This window comes from Bradyrhizobium sp. URHD0069, assembly GCF_000701345.1.
GTDB lineage: Bacteria > Pseudomonadota > Alphaproteobacteria > Rhizobiales > Xanthobacteraceae > Bradyrhizobium.
The window spans coordinates 51,724-72,386 of the sequence record NZ_JNIJ01000024.1; the positions used below are offsets into that span (position 1 = coordinate 51,724).

Below are 20,663 nucleotides of genomic sequence, written 5' to 3' on the forward strand. Positions count from 1 at the left end.
CGAACAAAAGTCGGAGAGATTAAGATGAAGAAGTTTTTATTGGGTACCGTTGGTTTTGTTGCTTTGGGCATGGCGGCTCCCGCCTCGGCGGCTGATCTGCCTGCTCGTCCAATCACCAAGGCGCCGCCGCCGGTGATTGCTCCGATATACGATTGGACCGGCTTCTACATCGGCGTCAATGGCGGTTGGGGAAGGAGCCGCAAATGCTGGGAAGACGCGACAGACTCGGCCGGCGTTTTCTTCGGTTTCGAGGGCTGCCATGACGCAGAGGGCGGCACGGCCGGTGGTCAGATCGGCTATCGCTGGCAGAACGCCGGATTCGTGGTCGGTGTCGAAGGCCAGGGCAACTGGGCAGACTTCCATGGCTCCAACCAGAGCTTGGCCTTCGCGAACACCACCAACCAGTCGCGCATTGACTCCTTCGCACTGATCACCGGCCAGGTCGGCTATGCCTGGAACAATGTCCTGCTCTATGTGAAGGGCGGCGGGGCAGTGACCAATGATCGTCACCGGATTTTTGACACACCCACTGGTGTTCTCCTTGCAAGCAGCGGCGACCAAACCCGCTGGGGCGGCACGGTCGGTGTGGGCGTCGAAGTTGGCTTCGCGCAGAACTGGTCGGCTGGCGTCGCATACGATCACTTGTTTATGGGCTCGCAGACCGTCGGCTTCGTCGACCCGGCCGGCGTATTCTTCGGAACCGACCGCATCCGCTCGGACGTGGATATCGTCACCGTCCGCGTGAACTATCGCTTTGGTGGCCCGGTCATCGGGCGGTACTGATCTCAGCCTGAACTGAGTATCTCGATTGAGAAAAGGCCGGCCTTGCGCCGGCCTTTTTTTGCTTGCGCCGGCATTCGATATGCCTCCACTGCATTGCACCCCGCAACAAAACGTTGATGGCTCGCAACAGGCACTGGAAATGCGCGCGCGTTCTTTCTATGTTCCGAGCTCACCCAATTGGCGTTCGCTCCCCGGTTTCCGGAAGATGCGCGCCTGAATGCGGCGCAGTCAGCGCGCCTGGAATGCCGATATGGATGAAGTGATCAGGGCGAAGCGCCAACAGACCGCCGCGGGTACCCGCGCGATAACGATACGCGGCGCGCGCGAGCACAATCTCAAGAACGTCGATCTGGAAATTCCGCGCGACAAGCTCGTCGTCTTCACCGGGCTGTCCGGTTCCGGCAAATCATCGCTCGCCTTCGATACCATCTACGCCGAGGGACAGCGGCGCTACGTCGAATCGCTGTCGGCCTATGCGCGCCAGTTCCTGGAAATGATGCAGAAGCCGGACGTCGACCAGATCGACGGCCTGTCTCCGGCGATTTCCATCGAGCAAAAGACCACCTCGAAGAACCCTCGCTCCACCGTCGGCACGGTCACCGAGATCTACGATTACATGCGGCTATTGTGGGCGCGCGTCGGCGTGCCCTATTCGCCTGCGACGGGCTTGCCTATCGAAAGCCAGATCGTCTCGCAGATGGTTGACCGGGTGCTGGCGTTGCCGGAAGGCACGCGGCTCTATCTGCTGGCACCGGTGGTGCGCGGCCGCAAGGGCGAGTACCGCAAGGAACTCGCCGAATACCTCAAGAAGGGATTTCAGCGGGTCAAGATCGACGGCACGTTCTACGAGCTCGCGGAAGCACCGGTTCTCGACAAGAAATTCCCGCATGACATCGACGTGGTGGTGGACCGCATCGTGGTGCGCTCGGACATCGGTCAGCGGCTGGCGGAGAGCTTTGAGACTGCGCTGAAACTCGCGGACGGGCTGGCGGTGATCGAATACGCGGATGCGCCGGCTGCCCAGCCATCATCGTTCGAGACGCGCCCCGCGGGCGCTCCTCAGGATGAGGACGGAGCGCGGCGATCGAAGCCAGCCAAGCGGGGCCTCTCCCCTCGTCCTGAGGAGGCGCAAAGCGCCGTCTCGAAGGATGAGGCCGTGACAAAGAAAGTCGCCAAGATCCATGACAAGAGCGGGCCGGAACGGATTCTATTTTCGGAAAAGTTCGCCTGCCCGGTTTCCGGCTTTACGATTCCGGAAATCGAGCCGCGGCTGTTCTCGTTCAATAACCCTTACGGCGCCTGCCCAGCCTGCGGCGGTCTCGGCATCGAGCAGCACATCGACGAAGACCTCGTTATTCCCGACAAGGAGCTGACGCTGCGCAAGGGCGCGATCGCGCCGTGGGCGAAATCATCCTCGCCCTACTACATCCAGACCCTGACGGCGCTCGGCAAGTTCTACAAGTTCACGCTCGACACCAAGTGGAAGGACCTGCCGAAGAAGACGCAAAACGCCATCCTGCACGGCTCCGGCGAGGACGAGATCAAGTTCTCCTATGAAGACGGCGTGCGCTCCTACGACACCAAGAAGCCGTTCGAAGGCGTCATCACCAATATCGACCGCCGCTACCGCGAGACCGAGAGCGAATGGGCGCGCGAGGAGCTCGCCAAATACTTTTCGGACATTCCGTGCGAAGCCTGCCACGGCCATCGCCTCAAGCCGGAGGCGCTGTGCGTCAAGATCGGCGGCAAACATATCGGCGAAATCTCGGAAATGTCGGTGCGCCGCGCCGGCGAATGGTTCGAGACCGTGCCGAAGGCGCTCAATGCGCAGCAGAACGAGATCGCCGCGCGGGTCTTGAAGGAGATCCGCGAGCGGCTGTCGTTCCTGCTCGATGTCGGCCTGAACTACCTGACGCTGGCGCGCGCCTCGGGCACCCTGTCCGGCGGCGAAAGCCAGCGCATCCGTCTGGCGTCGCAGATCGGCTCGGGATTGACCGGTGTGCTCTATGTGCTGGACGAGCCATCGATCGGCTTGCACCAGCGCGACAACGCGCGGCTATTGGAAACCTTGAAGCGGCTGCGCGATCTCGGCAATACCGTGATCGTGGTCGAGCATGACGAGGACGCCATCCGGCTCGCCGATCATGTGCTCGATATCGGGCCCGGCGCCGGCATGCATGGCGGCCATATCGTCGCGCAGGGCACGCCGGCCGACATCATGAACAATCCGAACTCGCTGACCGGAAAATATCTCACCGGCGAAATGTCGGTAGCTATTCCCGAACGGAAACCGCCGAACCATCGCCGCACCATCAAAGTGATCAACGCCCGCGGCAACAATTTGAAAAACATCTCGGCGGAAATTCCGCTGGGGCTGTTCACCTGCGTCACCGGTGTCTCCGGCGGCGGCAAGTCGACGCTGCTGATCGACACCCTTTACAAAGCCATCGCGCGCAAGCTCAACAACGCCAGCGAGGGCGCGGCGCCGCACGACCGCATCGAAGGGCTCGAGCATATCGACAAGATCATCGACATCGACCAGTCGCCGATCGGCCGCACGCCCCGCTCCAATCCCGCGACCTATACCGGCGCGTTCACGCCGATCCGCGAATGGTTCGCCGGGCTGCCGGAGGCAAAGGCGCGCGGCTACGAACCGGGACGATTTTCGTTCAACGTCAAGGGCGGCCGCTGCGAGGCCTGCCAGGGCGACGGCGTCATCAAGATCGAGATGCACTTTCTCCCCGATGTCTACGTCACCTGCGACGTCTGCAAGGGCAAGCGCTACAACCGCGAGACGCTGGAGGTGCTGTTCAAGGGCAAGTCGATCGCGGACGTGCTGGACATGACGGTCGAGGAAGCCGCCGAGTTTTTCAAGGCGGTGCCGCGGGTGCGCGAGACCTTCAAGACTCTGCATCGCGTCGGGCTCGACTACATCCATGTCGGCCAACAGGCGACGACGTTGTCGGGCGGTGAAGCCCAGCGCGTCAAACTGGCAAAGGAATTGTCAAAGCGCGCTACCGGCCGCACGCTCTATATTCTGGATGAACCGACCACCGGGCTGCATTTCCATGACGTCGCAAAACTTCTGGAGGTGCTGCACGAGCTGGTATCGCAGGGCAACACCGTCGTGGTCATCGAGCACAATCTCGAAGTGATAAAAACCGCGGATTGGGTGATCGACCTCGGCCCTGAAGGCGGCGACGGCGGCGGCGAAATCGTCGCCTGGGGCCCGCCGGAAGACATCGTGAAAGCCCCGCGCAGCTACACCGGCAAATTCCTGGCGCCGGTGCTGGCGAAGGCGGAGGGAAAGCCGCGGAAAAGCGGGGCGAGTGAGGCGGCGGAGTAGCCGGGCTTCGAGAAACCTCCGGCAACAGCGCGCAAGGTGGTTAGCGAATTGTCTCCGCATCGCTACTTCCTGAACGAGCGAGCGCGGCGCAGCAAAAGTAGTGCTGTAAAGACTGGTCGGCTTCTCTCGTAGGGCGGAATAGCGAAGCGTATTCCGCCTCTTCCATCGCTTGAACATGCCGCGCAATACGCTTCGCTATTGCCGCCCTACTCACTGCCACTCACCCAAAGCGTGCAGCTACGCCGCGTTCAAAGCCTGCGCAATATCGGCGATCAAATCCGCCGGGTGTTCGATACCGATCGACAGCCGGATCGTGGAGTCGAGAATGCCTATTTTCTCGCGGATGTCGACGGGAACGCCGGAGTGGGTCATGCTTGCGGGCAGGCTGGCAAGTGACTCGGTGCCGCCGAGGCTCACCGCCAGCTTGAAGATTTGCAGCGCGTTCAGGAATTGGAAGGCGGCGGCCTGGCCGCCGACGATGTCGAACGAGAAGGTCGAGCCCGCGGCGGTGCATTGCCTGGCGAACAGGCGGCCGGCCGGCGAGTCCGCTGCGTGGTAAGGAAGGTAATGGACTTTTGCCACCTTGGCGTGGTCGTGCAGGTAATCCGCCACGAGCCGCGCATTCTGGTCGGCTTTTTCCATGCGGATACCAAGCGTTTCCAGCGACCGGCTGATCATCCAGCAGGAATGCGGATCCAGTTGGGTGCCGATGGCGCCTCGCAGCGCCCTAATGTCCTTCATGATGGCTTTTGAACCGAGCGCTGCGCCCGCGATCAGGTCGGAATGACCGCCGACATATTTGGTCAACGAGTACAGCGAGAGATCGGCGCCGTGTTCGATCGGCCGCTGAAACACCGGCCCGAGCAGCGTGTTGTCGCAGGCGACGATCGGCCTGTGCCCCTGAGCTTTGCCGATCATCTCGGCGACGCCGCGGACCATCGCGATATCGACCAAGCCGTTGGTGGGATTGGCTGGGGTTTCGATCAAGATCATCGCAACCCGGCCCTTGTGCATGGCGTCCTCGGCCGCCAGCCGGACGGCGGTTTCGTCGATACCGTCGGCAAAGCCCACCGCACCGATGGAGAGACCTGCAAGCGTCTTCGCAAGCAGCGTTTCCGTCCCACCATAGAGCGGTTGAGAGTGCAGAATGACGTCGCCGGGCCGGACGAATGCGAGGATCGTGGTCGCGATCGCCGCCATGCCGGATGAGAACAGCGCGCATTTCTCGGTGCGCTCGTAGACAGCGAGCCTGTCCTCGACGATCTCGCTGTTGGGATGATTGAACCGCGAATAAACCAGGCCCGCGCCCATCCCCTCGGGGGGTTCGCGCCGGCCCGAGACGAAATCGAAAAAATCCTGTCCGTCTTCGGCGGTCCTGAAGACGAAGGTCGAGGTCAGGAAAACCGGTGGTTTGACGGCGCCTTCTGACAGTTGCGGATCGTAGCCGTAGTTCAGCATCAGCGTTTCCGGATGCAGCATGTGGTTGCCGATGTGGGTCTTCGACGGAAACGGTTTCACCATGGCCTGCCTCCCTGTCTGGATTCGGAACGTCGATGTGCGCGGGAGAGGCGTATTCCGACCATCTCACTCCTCTATCACCGCCTTCACAAACCATACCGGATCGTCGCAGAATTCGCGCATGACCTTGTAGTGATCCGTCTCTCCGAATGGCCGATATTGTCCATCCGCCGCATCACTTCAAAAATTCGATCTGACGCGAGGGAGACAGCGCCGATTCCGGTTCGTCGAAAATGAAGATGTCTTGCCGCTGGCAGCGGCTCTTCGAAGAAGCGCAAAAAGCCTTCGCCATGCGAGTGCGAGAGGAAGTCAGGTTGGGTGATGCGCAAAAGACCGATCGGCCGTTCCGGTGGCCAATCCCTTTATATCCGAACTCATGCCCGACGTTCATTGTCTCGAGTTGGCTGGCGCCCTCACTCGCAACGCTACTTCCGTCGGCGACGTGTTCGCTTAAGCACACGCTTTCGGCTTCGGCCCGAACTGAGCCCGCCCAGCCGTTTCGCGTTTGCCGCTACTTTCCGTCGATATCGATGAACTATTGCATCGCCCGAAGCACCAGTCATTAGGCTTGTGGTGGCCTGCATGGCAGCGTGGATCTTTTCGCTGACCATTCGTTCAGCTTCGCGCCGGGCGCGTTTGCCGCCGCGCATCAGCTTCATCATCCGCAGCGCGACCACGCCATTTGCTTCTAGCGCCAACATCATCAACGAGTTGAACATCCGCAGCCCTCTCCACAACTGTCGCACCAGGACGAAAGGTTTGCATGTTCCGAACGCGCACTTGATCCCCGAAACAGGCTTGGTGGAAGCCTAAGCAAACGCTTCCGCCCCTCGGTGTGTGCCGCTTACATGAAAAGCCTCGAAGATAGCCTTCTGGCCTTTTCAGATCGGCGTAGATCCGGCCGTGTCCAATGTTCCTCGCCGCACATCAGTTGTGCCAGAACAACACTAAAAGAAGAATGATCGGGAGCGGAACTCCCAACAACCATAACAAAGCGCCTCTGCCGAAACCCATGACGTGCTCCACAGCTAATTTGCATTACTCAATTAAGCCGCGACGCTTCCGAGCGTTCCCCTCAGAGGATGGGCCGCTCGGCAAATCTTGTATTGGGCACGTCGTTTTTGTTGGGAACAAACGTCAGGGTTGATGAATAGCGCGCGGCGCAGAGTGGCTCAGCCTATCCGTTGCTTTTGCTGATTGGATGAATGTGGCGCAATCGGTTCACCACGCGCTACTGCCTGGCGAAGGCGGACGACCAGAGCCGAGCAAGACGGCAGAGTGACTATTCATCCATCACCGCTTCCACGAACCCCGCCGGATCGGCGCAAAATTCGCGTATGACCTTGTAGTGATCCGTCTGTTCGACGGTCACCGTTTCCAATCCATACTTTGACAACCGCAGCAGGCGCGCATTGGGATAAGCCATCAGCATCGGGGAATGCGTGGCCATAATCACCTGGCAATTTTGGGAGTTATCCATCCGCCGCATCAACTTTAGAAACTCGATCTGGCGCGAGGGCGACAGCGCGGATTCCGGTTCGTCGAAGATGAAGATGCCCTGGCGCTGGCAGCGCTCCTCGAAGAAGCGCAAGAAGCCCTCGCCATGCGAATGGGACAGGAAGTCCGGCGGGGGTGGGCCAGGCGTACCGATAGCGGCTTCATCCAGATATCTCGCCAGCGAGAAGAAACTCTCGGCGCGGAAGAACCAGCCGTTGGTGATCTTCGGCAGCCAACTCGCGCGCAGCGCCGTTGAAAGCTGTCCGCCCATCTTCTCCAGCGCGTTCGAGTGATCGACCGGCATGTACCCCTTGCCGCCCCCGGCTTCGTCGTATCCGGCGAGTACGGCGATCCCCTCCAGAAACGTGGATTTGCCGGTGCCGTTTTCCCCGGCGATGATCGTGATCGAGCGATCGAATTCGAGCTCGAAGTCATCCTGCAGGAACGGCAGACAGAACGGATAGGCCGCGCGGTCGGCGATGCGCGATGGATCGAGCCAAATGCGCCTCAGGTACGGCGCCGGCATCCGAATTGTGCGGTTTCGTCTCGAACCCATGCAGTCAGGAACTGCCTAATACCCGGTGGTTAAACCCAGTATCATTACAACCTGGCCGGGTCACGGGTTTTCAGACCGTTCAAGTCGATTGCCGCGGTCCGGATAGTGCTTTGGATCCGGCCGGCAACTCATGAGCGCAATCTTCGGCATCACGCCCTCTGTTGGGCGAAAGATTTTGCATCACCCCGGCGCATTGCGCCGCAGGATCGCGGAGCTTCTTGTCAAAAAGTCTGACATTCGGCACCTTTGATTGCAAAATGCCAGACCATGCGAAGCTTGTAGCGATTACACCGCAATGCCCAGCTCCACCTACGCCCTCTTCCGCAACGCGATTCTCGCCGAGCAGCAGGTAACCTGCACTTATCTGGGCCGCCCGCGCGAAGTCTGCCCGCACATTATCGGCAAGGACAGAGACGGCGCGGAAGCTGTGCTGGCATGGCAATTTGCAGGAGAAAGCAGCGGCAAGCTGCCGCAATGGCGTTGTCTAAAACTTGCTAACGTCAGAAACGCCCGCGCCCGTGAAGGCCGATGGCATGAAGGCGGCGGCGCGCACACGACGCCGCAAAAATGCGTCACCAGGATCGACCTCGACATTAACGTGCACGTGCGCAAGCGGCGAAACTAGCCGGAATTCGGCGCTCGTACACGGTCTCGAAGCAAAGTTTTGGTTATAGCAGCCGCATTGCTTGCCGCCGTCTCCTGAGCTATCCCAACAAAAGCCGGCCGGTCTGTTGCCCTGATTGCAATCTGTGAGTGCGTCATTGGCCGTGCTTAAGCATGTCGTCGTCGCTCAAGTCCCAGTCCTGCCACAACTGCAGGGCCGCGAGCAGCACCACGAGTCCGCCAAGACTTGGATGCCAGAATCGCAGCAGACCGTGGCCGGAATAGCCGAAGACGTAGGGCGATGCGATCAGCCACAGGCCAAGCAGGATTTCGGCGACGTGCTCCCAACGCTGCAACGCAACATACTCCAGCTGGGCAAGGCCGAACACCAGGATGCCGACCGTAAAGGTATTCAGAATCACGAAGCTGCGTTCGGCATCGACAACGCCATGGTCTCCCTGCATGGGAAACCATGGCGACAACACGATCAGCACGCCAAGCAGCATGCCGCACCAGTCTTCCCATGTTCGGTGAGTTTTGAAAAAACGAAAGTCCGACATTGTCGACCTCCCCTGATAAGAGGCATACGTCGGCGGCTGGCGAGCATGACACTGCGATTGTCGAACGACCTGTCCGGCCGCATGGAGGGCGTATGTCCGTTTTGAACGTGGGGATGGCATTCGTTCCTGCAAGGCCCATTCAGAGCAATTTCGTGATCTGCAAGGGGTCTGAAAAAGCGCATCACCGCGAATCTGAAGATGCGGGCCCTGGTTTTTCGCGGGTGAAGCGAATAACGAGAACACCGAATACACCGACGGATTGGCTGACATGAACAACACGGTTTCCAACAACCCATCGCTTCACCGTTACGAACTGAAGGTCGACGGCCATGTCGCCGCGACTTATTACGCGATCGCCGACGGCGTCATCACCTTCGAGCATACCGAGGTGCCGCCTGAACTCGGCGGCAAGGGCATCGGATCGAAGCTGGTCAAGGGCGCGCTCGACCAGGTGCGGACCGAGGGATTGAAGGTCATCGCACAGTGCCCGTTCGTCAAAGCCTGGATCGAGAAGCACCCGGATTATACGAGCCTGCTGAAGGCCTAGATCGCCGGTTTGCATCAGTGGGTTCACGCGCCTAAATGACTGGCGCAATCGTTCTTTGGAAATGGCAATCATGAACACAGGCAACGTCCGCGACAACAAGGCGCAAAGCCGTTTCGAACTCGATGTCGGGGGCGCGGTAGCCTTTGCGAATTATCGCCTCGCGTCGTCGACTGTCGTCATCACTCACACCGAGACGCCCCGCGCGCTGCGCGGCCAGGGCATCGCGTCAGAACTGGTGCAAGGCGCCTTGAAACTGATCCGCGACGATGGGCTAAAGGTCGTCGCCGGCTGCAGCTTCGTGGTGGATTATTTGCGCAAGCATCCCGAGTACGCGGATCTGATGGGGTGACCAACGGCGGCGTCGCCACAACGTCGCTGTCATCCCACGCGAACGCGAGGTTAGGGGTCCCTGCGTTCCGCGGGGATGACCACGGAATATGATGGCGCGCTGCGGCTGGTAGCCTCACACAATCTTAATGGACATGTCCGGCAGGCCATCCAACTTGCACAACAGCACGTCGCCCTTGACCACCGGACCGACATTCTCCGGCGTGCCGGAATAGATGATGTCGCCCGCCTTCAGCTCGAAGGCTTCGGACAATTTCGAGATCTGCTCCGCGACGCTCCAGATCATGTTCTGCAGGTTCGAGTTCTGCTTGACCGTATTGTTCACGGCCAGCGAGATCGCGCCCTTGGTGAAATGCCCGGTTTTCGCGACCGGGTGGATCGGACCGAGTACGGCGGAGCGGTCGAAGCTCTTGCCGATCTCCCATGGCTTCTTCTCGTCCCCCATGGCGCGCTGCAGGTCGCGTCGCGTCATATCGAGACCGAGCGCATAGCCGTAGACATGTTCGAGCGCCGCTTCCGTCGGGATGTTGGTGCCGCCCGACTTCAGTGCCGCGACCAGCTCGACCTCATAGTGATAGTTCTTGGTCAGCGACGGATAGGGATGATCCCCGACCGTCCCGATCGCGACGTTCTGGATCGCATCGGTTGGCTTTTGAAAGAAGAACGGCGGCTCCCGCGTCGGGTCGGAGCCCATTTCGCGCGAATGCGCGGCATAGTTTCGCCCGATGCAATAGATCCGTCGCACCGGAAACACATCGGTCTCGCCGACGATGGGGATCGTGGTGATGCCCACCGGAAAAATGACTTTCGGGCCGGCTTGCGCTTCGGCCGAAGCGCTTTGCGTGGCGGCGCCCGCCAGCGCCAGTGCGCCTGTTGCGAGGACGGTTCTGCGATCGACGGTATCCATGGCGTTCTCCCCTGTCTTGTCGGTTTCTTGTTCGAGGGCTTATCTAAACCCGCGCGATGCCGGGCAGGATAAAGCCTGCGGCTGCACTGCGACACAAAAAAGGGCCCGCATAGAGGCGAGTTTCTCAGTCTATTCCCGGACGAGCGGTTAGTGCTTGATCTCAGGCGGCAGCTTGCCGCCGTTCGCGGCGAGCTTCACCATCACCTGTTTGTGCAGCCAGACGTTCATCTTCGCGGAATCGTTGCTGTCGCCGGTGTAACCGAGCTCCTTGGCCAGATCCTTGCGGGCGGCAAGGCTGGAATCGATGTCGAGCGCCTTCATCAGATCGACGATCGAGGTGCGCCATTCCAGTTTTTCCTTTTTAGCCGCAACCGCCTTGTCCAGAATGGGCGCGACGTCGACGGTCTGCGCCGGAGCGGCCGGTGTAGCGCCCGATCCTGCGGTGGTCGTGGTCGTGGTCGCACCGCCGCCTGCGGGCGCGGCGCCGGCGGTGGTGGTGGTGGTGCCGAAGATTGCGCCCATGATTTTGCCGAAAATACTCATCGTTTTCTCCCTTGAACTTGAGGATATTGTGAAGGGCTTGAACGGCACTTTTCTGCGCTGCCGGCAACACCGGGCCGGACCAGTCCGAAGCTTAATCTCCTCAGATGCGCTTGCCAATGCGGACCGGCGCAATCTGAACCATCGGCGTGTTCCGACCTGCGAGAAGCCCTGTGGCGCGGCTAGGAAGACTTCAAGGCGGTGCCGTCGCTTCGCTCCCTTGCAATGACGAGAAGCAGCCTTGTTTTGGCCGCGCTTGCCACGGACATTTGTGTTGTCCGGTCACAACTCGTCATGGCGAATCGATTGCAGGTGCTGAGAGCCCCGATGACCCTTCGTTCTCTTTCCAGAGCGTTAGCGGTGAGCGCCGCTCTGTTCATACCGGGAGCGTCGGCACTAGCGGCATCCTGCGGCACCGGCAACTTTGATGCATGGCTTAACGAATTCAGGAGCGAAGCCGCAGCCAAGGGAATTTCCCAATCGGCCATCGCATCCGGCCTGGCTGGCGTGACGCTGGATCAGGCGGTGTTGTCGCGGGATCGTTCGCAGCGGGCCTTCAACCAAAGTTTCGAGGAGTTTTCGGGGCGTATGGTCCCTCCCCGTCTCGCTCGCGGCGCCAACATGATGAAGCAATATGGTTCGGTGCTCGCCCGCATCGAACAAAGTTACGGCGTGCCGGGCGAAGTGCTGGTAGCGATCTGGGGGCTCGAGACCGACTTCGGCGTCAACATCGGAAAATTTCCGACCATACGCTCGCTGGCGACGCTGGCGTACGACTGCCGGCGCTCGGAGATGTTCCGTGCGGAATTGATGGATGCGCTGCGCATCGTCGAGCGCGGAGATCTCGCGCCATCGGAAATGCGCGGCGCTTGGGCCGGTGAGCTCGGCCAGACCCAGTTCATGCCCTCGTCCTACATCAAATTCGCTGTCGATTTCGACGGCAACGGCCGCCGCGATCTCTTGCGCAGTGCGCCCGATGTGCTGGCATCGACCGCGAACTACCTTGCCGGTCACGGCTGGCAGCGCGGCAAGGACTGGGAGCCCGGCAGTGCGAATTTCGCTGCCATCCAGCAATGGAACAAGAGCGAGGTCTATTCGAAGACGGTTGCATATTTTGCAAGCCAACTCGGACGCGCATCCTGAACTTTCTGAGTACTACCGTTAGGGCTTGCCTCCTGAAGGGCCGGTCGCCCGGCGCAACCGGCCCTGCGTAGGCTTACTTCGTTCCGCCCGCGTGCATCGCCTTCGTCAGATGCACCGCGCATGCACCCATCTTGCCGCTGAGCATCGCGGCCTGCGCCTGCGCGACTTCCTTTTGCGCCGTGATCTTGCCAGCGCCGTCGGCCATGGTTTCGATTGCGGATTCGGTTTTCGCCAAGTTATCACCGCTGCAGCCTGCCATTTTCGCGGCCGATGCCGGAACGACTGCGGAGGCAACGACAGCCATTACGGCTGCTCCGAGTAGCTTGTTGAGCATGTTACTTTCCCCATTTCAGAACAGATTCCGGCATCATCGCCGAATGCTGTGAAACGATTGATCGCCGATCGATGGAAAGTTTCGAATGAATTTCGCGCGATACAAATGTGATCGGCGCGCGATGCAAAGCCTCATGCGTGAAGGCGCATTCTCATTACAGGTTCGTAACAAGTCTCTCACCGCGGCGCCGGGCGCGTTGATACCGACGTGACGCTCGCATCTGCTCGACGTCGAAGCCTACGGCACCGGATGCATCCTTGATCGCGTCGTCGCGGCTTGACGTCGGCTGGATTAAATGCGGCCGCAGCATCCCGGCGACATGTGCAGCGATCGCCGCAGCGCCGTAGGGTGATGCGACCGCGCCGCCGGTGGCTCCGTGGGTCCAAGCGGGTTCCACCCACGGTCCCCAAATGGTGCAGTACGGTAGACAATAATGAATGTGTATTCATTCTGAAAGTCCGCATGCGACTTGCGCATGACCACTTCTTGATTTTTCCTCGGGTCGGATTCCGCGGTAACGCACCGCTTTGACGCCAGCTCTGGTTCCGGATCGGCCTAGGCTACCTTTGATCTCTGGTACTTTGGGGTCTTGCCGATATTTTTCGCCATGGCCAAGGGCTTGGACGCCCGATCGTCGTTTGGCCAGTTCTGCCGAACGGTTAATCGAACCTTACCGCAGCTATGCATTTGAAGCTTAGCTGCATCGCAGCATTTTGGCTTTTGGAACTAGGAACACTTCTCTATATTCATTTCAACGGTGAATGGCTCCGTCCAAGCGCTGAGCCGCAAATATTAAGGAGAACTATTGTGTTGCTCTCACTCATTCGCATGATCCAGGCATTCCGGAACTATCAGCGCAATGTCAGCGAACTTTCCCGGCTCAGCGACCGCGAACTGGCCGATATCGGTCTTGATCGCTCGGACATTCGGCGCATTGCAGCCGGCTCCTACAACGGCTGATCCGTGCTTCGGCCGACCAACGGATAACCGCCCGCCTCGCCGCGGGCGTTGTCGTATCTGGCGCTACGCGCTACCTCTGTGCCTATGACAGGCACCAAACCTAACCCTGAACCCGTACATATCGTTGGCGCGGGCCTTGCGGGCTCGGAAGCCGCTTGGCAGGTCGCCGAATCAGGCGTCCGCGTCGTCCTGCACGAGATGCGCCCCCACCGGATGACTGAGGCGCACCGCACCGACGGCCTCGCCGAACTTGTGTGCTCCAATTCGTTTCGTTCTGATGACGCCGCCAACAACGCGGTCGGGTTGCTCCATGCCGAGATGCGCCGGCTCGGTTCGCTGATCATGCGCGCCGCCGACGCCAATCAGGTACCCGCAGGTGGCGCCCTGGCGGTCGATCGCGACGGCTTTTCGGCGGCCGTTACCAAAGCGCTCAACGAGCACCCGCTGATCGAAATTCATCGTTCCGAAATTCAGGGTCTGCCGCCCGCGGATTGGAGCAACGTCATCGTCGCGACCGGACCCTTGACCTCCGCGCCGCTCGCGGAAGCCATCCGCGAACTCACCGATGAGAACGCGCTGGCGTTCTTCGATGCGATCGCCCCGATCGTGTACAAGGATTCCATCGACATGTCGGTGGCGTGGTTTCAGTCGCGCTACGACAAGATGGGACCGGGCGGTACCGGCGCCGACTATATCAATTGCCCGATGACCAAAGAGCAATACGACGCTTTCGTCGATGCGCTCATTTCAGGCGAGAAGACCGACTTCAAGGACTGGGAAACCAATACGCCCTATTTCGATGGCTGCCTGCCGATCGAGGTGATGGCCGAGCGCGGTCATGAGACGCTGCGTCATGGGCCGATGAAGCCGGTCGGGCTCACCAATCCGTACGATCCCACGGTAAAACCCTACGCCATCGTGCAACTGCGCCAGGACAACAAGCTCGGCACGCTCTACAATCTGGTCGGCTTCCAGACCAAGCTGAAGCACGGTGCGCAGCAACGCGTCTTCCGCACCATCCCCGCACTCGAGAAGGCCGAATTCGCCCGCCTCGGCGGCTTGCACCGCAACACCTTCCTGAATTCTCCGAAGCTTTTGGACGCGCAATTGCGGCTGCGGGCGCAACCGCAGCTGCGCTTCGCAGGTCAGATGACCGGCTGCGAAGGCTATGTGGAATCGGCAAGCATCGGGCTGATGGCCGGCCTCTATGCCGCGGCCGATGCGCGCTCGCAGACGCTGGCGCCGCCGCCGGCAACGACCGCGCTCGGATCGCTGCTCGGCCACATTACCGGCGGCCACATCGAAACCATCGAGCCGGGTGCGCGCTCGTTTCAGCCGATGAACATCAATTTCGGACTGTTTCCGCCGCTCGCCAGCCTCCCGACACGAAATCCCGACGGCACGCGGCTGCGCGGCAATGAAAAGACCGTTGCGAAGAAGCAGGCGATCAGCGCCCGCGCACTGACGGATATCGATCGCTGGATCGCTGATAATCTGCGCGTCGCGGCGGCGGCGTGAGCGTTTCATGAGCCTTCCCAATGAAGACGCCGCGGTTCTCTCGGCGCGATGGACCGAAGGCGTCTTGCTGAAGCGCGACGTATTTTCCACCGTCGAGCGTGGCCGCTTTCACAGCGACAACGGCGAAGTCGATGCGGTGTTGCGCCGGCTGGATCAGGTGCCCTGGTGGTCGTATATCCCGGCCCGCCATCTGTTCGCCCGCGAACGGCGCGCGCTGGCGCTGGCGCGCGACCTCGATGTCGGGCCAGAGCTATTGTGGGCCGGCCGGCAGGCGTTGGTGCGCGGATTTATCGACGGGGTGGCGCTGCATCTGGCAAAACCCTTTGGCGATGTCGCCTATTTCCATTCCGCAAAGCTTGCGTTACGCAAGCTGCATCGCGCCGGCATCTGCCACAACGATCTTGCCAAGGAGCAGAACTGGCTGCGCGGCAACGACGGCCGCGCCTACGTCACGGATTTTCAACTCGCCGCCTGCTTCAAAACGCGCGGCCGCCTGTTCCGCATCGCGGCGTACGAGGACCTCCGGCATCTGCTGAAGCACAAGCGCAGCTACGCCCCGGATGCGTTGACGCCAAAGGAACGCAAGATTCTCGCGCGCAAATCGCTGGTTGCCAGCGTCTGGCTCGTTACCGGCAAGAAGGTCTACCAAGCCATTACCCGCGGCCTTTTCAATTTTACCGATCGGGAAGGCGGCGGCCGGCGGCTGGTCAATGACGCGCCGGTACTGACAGAGCTGATCCGGAAAAATCCTGCCGTCCGCGATACCGCGATCGTCGCGTTCGCCGACCGGCGCAGCGGCGTCGGGCTCTACGCCTTTGTGGAGGCCGACCTGACCGCGCTCGAAGCGCAACTGCGCAACGAACTTGTGGCAGCGAAGGGTCCGAAACCGCCGGAGCATATCCAGGTCGTGCAGGCCTTGCCGCGCGACAGCGCCGGAAAACCCCGCACCGAGATCCTGCAGCTTGTCGCGATGAACCAGCTCGATCTGATCGAGCCGTTGATGGCGAGCGAGACCGACCGCGCGTTCATGAAGAGCATTCTAGAATCGCGGAAGAATTTGCGGGACCGGTTTAACTTTGAGGCGGCCGATTTGAACTCGCAATAAGCGCCTCCGCGTCATTGCGAGGATCGCAGCGACGAAGCAATCCAGTCCTTTCGCGCGGCTCTGGATTTAGCCTCTAAACTGCCGCTACTTCGACGCCCGCCACAACGTCCACAACGTCCGCAACCTCGAGGCAACATGAGGCGCGAACGGATCGTTGTCCGCCCGTGACATCCGCTTGAGATCGCGGGCGACCAGCGCCAGCGGCAGGAATATCGGCTTCAGCTCCGGTGGCGCGTTTGCCAAAAGCGCGAGCGCGGTTTTCAGATGGCTACGTGCTTCGCCGATCAGCTGATCCAATGCAGCGCGCAGGTTTGGGGTTTGCCTGCCCGCAAACACCTGTTCCATGCTGCTGCCGTGGCTTTCCAGCAATTGCTGCGGCACGAACAGTTGTCGCCTCGATGCGTCCAGCGGCAAGGCCGCCATCACCTGCGTCATGCCTTGCGCCAGTCCGGCATGGCGCGCGAGGTGTTCGATCTCATCGGACTGCCACCCGGCGATGGCGGCGCCGAGGGAGAACAGCGCCGACGAAGTATCGTTGATGTAGCCCTCCAGCGCCGCCATGGTCGGCATCGGATCGTTGTACAGATCGAACTGATGCTCATCGATCAGCCGCGACAGCCGCTCGACTGGCAGATGCCACGTGCCGATCGCCAGCTTCAGTTCGGCCGCAACCGGATTGCCTTCGACACCGCCATGGCCGGCGCCCGCGAGCATATCGGTCCACCATTGCAGGCGTACTTCGCCCGGCAGCGGCTGGCTCACCTGTTCGCGCACGCGGGAAATTTCCACATTGAACGCGTAAACCGCCAACAGCGCGCGACGCTGCTCAGGACGCGCGAACAGCGTGGATGCGTAGCGGGCAAAATCGTGCGTCCGCACCAAGTCAGCGCAGAAGTCGGCGGACGCCTTGTCTCCGCCCGCGCCGCTCATGGCACCGCGATCAAGGCCGCCGCCACTCGCCGCCGCTCGCCGATCATGATGTTGTAGGTGCGGATCGCGGGACCGGTCTGCATCGAGTCCAGCACCACCTTCACCGCGCGCAGTGCATTGCGAAGCTCCGGCGGAGGCAACCAGACGTCCGTGCCGGTACCGACAATCAGCGTATCGATCCCATCGGCGGCGGCGAACACCCGCGCCAGCGAGGCCTTGTCGATTTCTTCAGGTCGGGTGACCGGCCAGGCCCAGATCGCATCCGGCAGGCACAGCAGAGAGCCGCGATGCGACATCTCGGCGAAGGCGAAGCCGCCATTGCCGTAGGCCTCGATCGGCGCCGATCTCGGAAGATGCGGAGCGTCCGAGCGGTCCGCCATTGTCACTTCTTCGAAGGCTTGTCCGGCGCGTCGCGGTGCTCACCGACGCCGAGATAGATCAGGATCGGCGCCGCGATGAAGATCGAGGTGTAGGTGCCGACCAGCACGACGCCGAACATCATCACGGCGGTGAAGCTGTGGATGGCATGGCCGCCGAACAATAGCAGCGCCAGCAGCGCCAGCGTCACCGTGACGTGGGTGATGATCGATCGCGACAGCGTCGAGTTGATGGACTCGTTCAGCAGCTGCGGCATCGGCATTTTCTTGTAGCGCCGCAGCATTTCGCGAATCCGGTCATAGATCACGACGGTGTCGTTCAGGGAGTAGCCGAGAATCGTCAAAAGCGCCGCGATACTGGTGAGATCGAAATCGACCTGGCTGATCGACATGAAGCCGATGGTCAGCACGATATCGTGGACGTTGGCGATCATGGCGCCGAGCGCGAACTGCCATTCGAACCGGAACCAGAGGTAGATCAGGATGGCGAAAATCGCGAGCATCAGCCCCAGCATGCCGTAAGCCAACAACTCGCCGGAGACGCGCGGCCCCACCACTTCCACGCGGCGGTATTCGACGGCATCGCCTAGCGCGCTGCGAACCTTCTGCACGGCCGCCTGTTGCGCGGCGTCGCCACCAGGCTGTTCGGCAACCCGGATCAGCACGTCGGCCGGCCCGCCGAACTGCTGCAGTTGCACGTCGCCGAGCCCGAGACCGCTCAGCGTTGCCCGCATCTGGGCGATATCGGCCGGGCCCGATTTGGACTGCACTTCCAGCAGCGTGCCGCCCTTGAAGTCGATACCGAAATTCAAGCCATGGGTGAAGAACAGGACAATCGCGACGATCGAGAGCGCCGCCGAGATCGGAAAGCTGATGCGGCGGAAGCGGGTGAAATCGAAATGCGTAACGTCGGGCACGATTCGCAGCGCCGGCAGCAGGCCGAGACAGCTGACGACCGTCAGCACCGCAATGAGAATGCCAAGCGCGATGAGAACGAATTGGGTCACTGCCGGCTCCGCGTTCTCAAATCGGCACGGTCTTCGGCCGCTTCCACCGCACCCAGCCCGCGACAATCAGGCTGGTAAGCGTAAAGGCGGTGAACACCGTGGTGATGATGCCGATGCCGAGCGTCACGGCAAAGCCGCGCACCGGGCCGGTGCCGATATAGAACAACACGGCGGCGGCAATGAAGGTGGTGATGTTGGAATCCAGAATCGTCGAGAGCGCCCGGCGGAACCCGGCATCGATCGCCGAGATCGCGTTGCGCCCGCCGCGTAATTCCTCGCGGATACGCTCGTAGATCAGCACGTTGGAATCGACCGCTATGCCAACGGTGAGCACGATGCCGGCGATGCCGGGCAGCGTCAGCGTAGCGTTGAGCAGCGACAGTATGCCGAAGATCATCGCGACGTTGATGGCGACCGCGATGTTGGCGAACACCCCGAACAGCCGGTAGGTCAGCAGCATGAACACAATCACCATGATCGAGCCGACATAGGCGGCGAGCTCGCCCTTCTCGATCGAATCCTGGCCGAGGCCGGGGCCGACAGTGCGCTCCTCGATCACCGTGAGCGGCGCCGGCAGCGCGCCGGCGCGCAGCAGGATCGCCAGATCGTTGGCGGCCTGGACCGTGAAACTGCCGGAAATCTGGCCCGAGCCGCCGGTGATCGGCTCGCGGATCACGGGGGCGGAAATCACCTCATTGTCGAGCACGATCGCAAAGGGTTGCCCGACATTCTCCAAGGTCGCCTGCGCGAATTTTCGCGAGCCGGACGTATTGAAGCGGAAGCTGACGATCGGCTCGCCGGTACGCTGGTCGAAACCCGGCTGGGCGTCGGTGAGGTCGCCGCCGGAGACCAGAACCTGCTTCTTGATCACATAAGGGGTCTTCGGCGAAGTCGAACTCATCAGTACTTCGGAGTCCGGCGGCACCCGGCCCTGCTGCGCCTGATCCGGCGGCACGGTCGTATCGACCATGCGGAATTCCATCTTGGCGGTTCTGCCCAACAGTTCCTTCAACCGCGTTGGATCCTGCAGACCCGGCACTTGCACCAGGATGCGGTCTCGGCCTTGCCGCTGGATCACCGGCTCGACCGTGCCCAACTGGTTGACGCGGCGCTCGACGATCTGGATCGACTGCTCGATGGTCTGGCGGATCCGATCGGTGATCGCGGCCTGCGGAACGGTGAGGCGGATCAGCCCGCCGCCGGCATCGGAAACTTCGAGGTTGCGCTGGCCGCTGGAGCCAAGCAGACCGCCGAGCGGCTGCGAGAGTTCGCGCAGTTTTGTCAACGCAGCCGGTGCATCGGTATCCTTGGTGATGCGCACCTCGACGGCCTCGTTGCGCGCGACAAGACCGGTGTAGCCGATCTTGGCGTCGCGCAGCGTACGGCGGACGTCATCGCGGATCTGATCGAGCTTCTCTTTCTTGATATAGTTGGAATCGACCTCGAGCAGCAGATAGGAGCCGCCCTGCAGATCGAGGCCGAGCACGAGGCGGCGCTGCGCCCAGGCGGGCCAGCTCTTGACCTGCTCCTCGGGGAAGAAATTGGGAACGGCGCAAAGGCACACCACCAGCGCCGTGAGGATGATCGCCAGCGCCTTCCACCGCGTGAAATACAACATCGAGTTGACCCGTCAGATCTGGGGAATGCGGCGCTTTGGAAAAGCTAGCTCGCGGACGTCTCGTCCTTGGCGGGCTCAGCCTTTTCCTTCGCCGGTTCGCCCTTGGCGCGCACGCCCGAAATCATCTGCCGCATTTGCCGCACGCGGACCCCGTCGGAGATTTCGAATTCGATCTGGTCGTCGTCGACCACCTTGGTCACTTTGCCGACCAGCCCACCCGAAGTTACCACGGTATCGCCACGGCGGATGTTCTTCACGAGTTCGGCGTGATCCCTCACCTTCTTCTGCTGCGGCCGCAGAATCAGGAAATACATGATCACGAAGATCAGCGCGAACGGCAGTAGCGACATCAACATGCTGTTGGTGTCGCCGCCGGCCGCGGCCTGAGCAAACGCAGGGGTAATCAGCATTTCCGAGAATCCTTGTGAAACGGGAATGAACCGGCGACGCGATGGCGTCAGGCCGG

At 61.2% G+C, this 20,663-nt stretch carries 21 protein-coding genes and 1 pseudogene; 10 read left to right on the forward strand and 12 right to left on the reverse strand.

The annotated features are described in order from the left end of the window. Positions 1-24 precede the first annotated feature (24 nt). Positions 25-783, forward strand: a complete 759-nt coding sequence (locus N554_RS0116100; protein WP_029584402.1) for an outer membrane protein — start codon at positions 25-27, stop codon at positions 781-783. Between the two features lie 250 nt (positions 784-1,033). Then, on the forward strand, positions 1,034-4,129 hold the full coding sequence (gene uvrA / locus N554_RS0116105) for an excinuclease ABC subunit UvrA (protein WP_029584403.1): 3,096 nt from the start codon (positions 1,034-1,036) through the stop codon (positions 4,127-4,129). Between the two features lie 237 nt (positions 4,130-4,366). On the opposite strand, the gene N554_RS0116110 is transcribed toward uvrA, so the two are convergent. Both N554_RS0116110 and N554_RS42060 read right to left on the reverse strand, forming a co-directional pair. After that, the gene (locus tag N554_RS0116110) at positions 4,367-5,650 is read right to left on the reverse strand and encodes a cystathionine gamma-synthase family protein (RefSeq protein ID WP_029584404.1); all 1,284 of its coding nucleotides are present in this window, start codon (positions 5,648-5,650) and stop codon (positions 4,367-4,369) included. 63 nt (positions 5,651-5,713) lie between these two features. Beyond that, positions 5,714-5,961: pseudogene (locus N554_RS42060) on the reverse strand (ATP-binding protein); the annotation flags it as partial. 268 nt (positions 5,962-6,229) lie between these two features. Here N554_RS42060 and N554_RS40015 point away from each other — a divergent pair. Next, positions 6,230-6,460 carry a hypothetical protein gene (locus tag N554_RS40015; RefSeq protein ID WP_029584405.1) on the forward strand — a complete coding sequence of 77 codons (231 nt, stop codon included), beginning with the start codon at positions 6,230-6,232 and terminating at the stop codon, positions 6,458-6,460. Positions 6,461-6,929: 469 nt separating this feature from the next. Here the strand turns inward: N554_RS40015 and N554_RS0116125 are convergent, their stop codons facing one another. Continuing rightward, positions 6,930-7,700 carry an AAA family ATPase gene (locus tag N554_RS0116125; protein ID WP_029584406.1) on the reverse strand — a complete coding sequence of 257 codons (771 nt, stop codon included), beginning with the start codon at positions 7,698-7,700 and terminating at the stop codon, positions 6,930-6,932. A 250-nt stretch (positions 7,701-7,950) separates the two neighbouring features. Between N554_RS0116125 and N554_RS0116130 the strand changes: the two genes are divergently transcribed. After that, positions 7,951-8,325 (forward strand): hypothetical protein, encoded by a 375-nt coding sequence (locus tag N554_RS0116130; protein WP_245283625.1) that lies wholly within the window; start codon positions 7,951-7,953, stop codon positions 8,323-8,325. 133 nt (positions 8,326-8,458) lie between these two features. On the opposite strand, the gene N554_RS0116135 is transcribed toward N554_RS0116130, so the two are convergent. Further along, complete coding sequence (locus tag N554_RS0116135; RefSeq protein WP_029584408.1) at positions 8,459-8,863, reverse strand: SPW repeat domain-containing protein; 405 nt, start codon at positions 8,861-8,863, stop codon at positions 8,459-8,461. A 268-nt stretch (positions 8,864-9,131) separates the two neighbouring features. Here N554_RS0116135 and N554_RS0116140 point away from each other — a divergent pair, with 268 nt between their 5' ends. Then, positions 9,132-9,410 carry a GNAT family N-acetyltransferase gene (locus tag N554_RS0116140; protein WP_029584409.1) on the forward strand — a complete coding sequence of 93 codons (279 nt, stop codon included), beginning with the start codon at positions 9,132-9,134 and terminating at the stop codon, positions 9,408-9,410. 70 nt (positions 9,411-9,480) lie between these two features. Continuing rightward, a complete protein-coding gene (locus N554_RS0116145; RefSeq protein WP_029584410.1) occupies positions 9,481-9,759 on the forward strand; it encodes a GNAT family N-acetyltransferase in 279 nt (92 codons plus the stop codon). Positions 9,760-9,873: 114 nt separating this feature from the next. Here the strand turns inward: N554_RS0116145 and N554_RS0116150 are convergent, their stop codons facing one another. Together N554_RS0116150 and N554_RS0116155 are read right to left on the reverse strand one after the other, a co-directional pair. Further along, entirely contained in the window at positions 9,874-10,665 is a 792-nt protein-coding gene (locus tag N554_RS0116150) for a fumarylacetoacetate hydrolase family protein (protein ID WP_029584411.1), read from the reverse strand. A 147-nt stretch (positions 10,666-10,812) separates the two neighbouring features. Beyond that, positions 10,813-11,208: a DUF3597 domain-containing protein gene (locus N554_RS0116155; protein WP_029584412.1), complete on the reverse strand. Its 396-nt coding sequence runs from the start codon at positions 11,206-11,208 to the stop codon at positions 10,813-10,815. Positions 11,209-11,532: 324 nt separating this feature from the next. Between N554_RS0116155 and N554_RS0116160 the strand changes: the two genes are divergently transcribed. Beyond that, complete coding sequence (locus N554_RS0116160; protein WP_029584413.1) at positions 11,533-12,348, forward strand: lytic murein transglycosylase; 816 nt, start codon at positions 11,533-11,535, stop codon at positions 12,346-12,348. Positions 12,349-12,421: 73 nt separating this feature from the next. On the opposite strand, the gene N554_RS35945 is transcribed toward N554_RS0116160, so the two are convergent. Continuing rightward, positions 12,422-12,682 carry a hypothetical protein gene (locus tag N554_RS35945; protein WP_029584414.1) on the reverse strand — a complete coding sequence of 87 codons (261 nt, stop codon included), beginning with the start codon at positions 12,680-12,682 and terminating at the stop codon, positions 12,422-12,424. Between the two features lie 807 nt (positions 12,683-13,489). Here N554_RS35945 and N554_RS38380 point away from each other — a divergent pair. The 3 genes from N554_RS38380 to N554_RS0116190 all read left to right on the forward strand — a co-directional run bounded on the left by N554_RS38380 (position 13,490) and on the right by N554_RS0116190 (position 16,265). Beyond that, positions 13,490-13,642: a DUF1127 domain-containing protein gene (locus N554_RS38380; protein WP_081851287.1), complete on the forward strand. Its 153-nt coding sequence runs from the start codon at positions 13,490-13,492 to the stop codon at positions 13,640-13,642. Between the two features lie 84 nt (positions 13,643-13,726). Then, the gene (trmFO, locus tag N554_RS0116185; protein WP_029584416.1) at positions 13,727-15,160 is read left to right on the forward strand and encodes a methylenetetrahydrofolate--tRNA-(uracil(54)-C(5))-methyltransferase (FADH(2)-oxidizing) TrmFO; all 1,434 of its coding nucleotides are present in this window, start codon (positions 13,727-13,729) and stop codon (positions 15,158-15,160) included. Positions 15,161-15,167: 7 nt separating this feature from the next. Further along, complete coding sequence (locus tag N554_RS0116190; protein WP_029584417.1) at positions 15,168-16,265, forward strand: serine/threonine protein kinase; 1,098 nt, start codon at positions 15,168-15,170, stop codon at positions 16,263-16,265. 84 nt (positions 16,266-16,349) lie between these two features. Here N554_RS0116190 and N554_RS0116195 read toward each other — a convergent pair whose 3' ends face one another. The 5 genes from N554_RS0116195 to yajC are packed head-to-tail and all read right to left on the reverse strand — an operon-like array spanning position 16,350 to position 20,607. Then, positions 16,350-17,195 carry a phytoene/squalene synthase family protein gene (locus tag N554_RS0116195; RefSeq protein ID WP_029584418.1) on the reverse strand — a complete coding sequence of 282 codons (846 nt, stop codon included), beginning with the start codon at positions 17,193-17,195 and terminating at the stop codon, positions 16,350-16,352. Then, positions 17,192-17,575 (reverse strand): Mth938-like domain-containing protein, encoded by a 384-nt coding sequence (locus N554_RS0116200; RefSeq protein WP_029584419.1) that lies wholly within the window; start codon positions 17,573-17,575, stop codon positions 17,192-17,194. Before N554_RS0116200 ends, N554_RS0116195 begins: the two co-directional genes overlap by 4 nt. 2 nt (positions 17,576-17,577) lie before the next feature. After that, positions 17,578-18,579, reverse strand: coding sequence for a protein translocase subunit SecF (gene secF, locus N554_RS0116205; RefSeq protein WP_029584420.1), 1,002 nt, complete (start codon positions 18,577-18,579; stop codon positions 17,578-17,580). A gap of 16 nt (positions 18,580-18,595) precedes the next feature. Continuing rightward, a complete protein-coding gene (secD, locus tag N554_RS0116210; RefSeq protein ID WP_029584421.1) occupies positions 18,596-20,197 on the reverse strand; it encodes a protein translocase subunit SecD in 1,602 nt (533 codons plus the stop codon). Positions 20,198-20,241: 44 nt separating this feature from the next. Beyond that, positions 20,242-20,607 (reverse strand): preprotein translocase subunit YajC, encoded by a 366-nt coding sequence (gene yajC / locus N554_RS0116215; RefSeq protein ID WP_029584422.1) that lies wholly within the window; start codon positions 20,605-20,607, stop codon positions 20,242-20,244. Positions 20,608-20,663: the final 56 nt, after the last annotated feature.

What these genes read in the sequence shown, in the direction of transcription:
- N554_RS0116100 (WP_029584402.1), top strand. Translation starts at nt 25, where the DNA reads ATGAAGAAGTTTTTATTGGGTACCGTTGGTTTTGTTGCTTTGGGCATG.
- uvrA (WP_029584403.1), top strand. Translation starts at nt 1,034, where the DNA reads ATGGATGAAGTGATCAGGGCGAAGCGCCAACAGACCGCCGCGGGTACC.
- N554_RS0116110 (WP_029584404.1), bottom strand. Translation starts at nt 5,650, where the DNA reads ATGGTGAAACCGTTTCCGTCGAAGACCCACATCGGCAACCACATGCTG.
- N554_RS40015 (WP_029584405.1), top strand. Translation starts at nt 6,230, where the DNA reads ATGGCAGCGTGGATCTTTTCGCTGACCATTCGTTCAGCTTCGCGCCGG.
- N554_RS0116125 (WP_029584406.1), bottom strand. Translation starts at nt 7,700, where the DNA reads ATGGGTTCGAGACGAAACCGCACAATTCGGATGCCGGCGCCGTACCTG.
- N554_RS0116135 (WP_029584408.1), bottom strand. Translation starts at nt 8,863, where the DNA reads ATGTCGGACTTTCGTTTTTTCAAAACTCACCGAACATGGGAAGACTGG.
- N554_RS0116140 (WP_029584409.1), top strand. Translation starts at nt 9,132, where the DNA reads ATGAACAACACGGTTTCCAACAACCCATCGCTTCACCGTTACGAACTG.
- N554_RS0116145 (WP_029584410.1), top strand. Translation starts at nt 9,481, where the DNA reads ATGAACACAGGCAACGTCCGCGACAACAAGGCGCAAAGCCGTTTCGAA.
- N554_RS0116150 (WP_029584411.1), bottom strand. Translation starts at nt 10,665, where the DNA reads ATGGATACCGTCGATCGCAGAACCGTCCTCGCAACAGGCGCACTGGCG.
- N554_RS0116155 (WP_029584412.1), bottom strand. Translation starts at nt 11,208, where the DNA reads ATGAGTATTTTCGGCAAAATCATGGGCGCAATCTTCGGCACCACCACC.
- N554_RS0116160 (WP_029584413.1), top strand. Translation starts at nt 11,533, where the DNA reads ATGACCCTTCGTTCTCTTTCCAGAGCGTTAGCGGTGAGCGCCGCTCTG.
- N554_RS35945 (WP_029584414.1), bottom strand. Translation starts at nt 12,682, where the DNA reads ATGCTCAACAAGCTACTCGGAGCAGCCGTAATGGCTGTCGTTGCCTCC.
- trmFO (WP_029584416.1), top strand. Translation starts at nt 13,727, where the DNA reads ATGACAGGCACCAAACCTAACCCTGAACCCGTACATATCGTTGGCGCG.
- N554_RS0116190 (WP_029584417.1), top strand. Translation starts at nt 15,168, where the DNA reads ATGAGCCTTCCCAATGAAGACGCCGCGGTTCTCTCGGCGCGATGGACC.
- N554_RS0116195 (WP_029584418.1), bottom strand. Translation starts at nt 17,195, where the DNA reads ATGAGCGGCGCGGGCGGAGACAAGGCGTCCGCCGACTTCTGCGCTGAC.
- N554_RS0116200 (WP_029584419.1), bottom strand. Translation starts at nt 17,575, where the DNA reads ATGGCGGACCGCTCGGACGCTCCGCATCTTCCGAGATCGGCGCCGATC.
- secD (WP_029584421.1), bottom strand. Translation starts at nt 20,197, where the DNA reads ATGTTGTATTTCACGCGGTGGAAGGCGCTGGCGATCATCCTCACGGCG.
- yajC (WP_029584422.1), bottom strand. Translation starts at nt 20,607, where the DNA reads ATGCTGATTACCCCTGCGTTTGCTCAGGCCGCGGCCGGCGGCGACACC.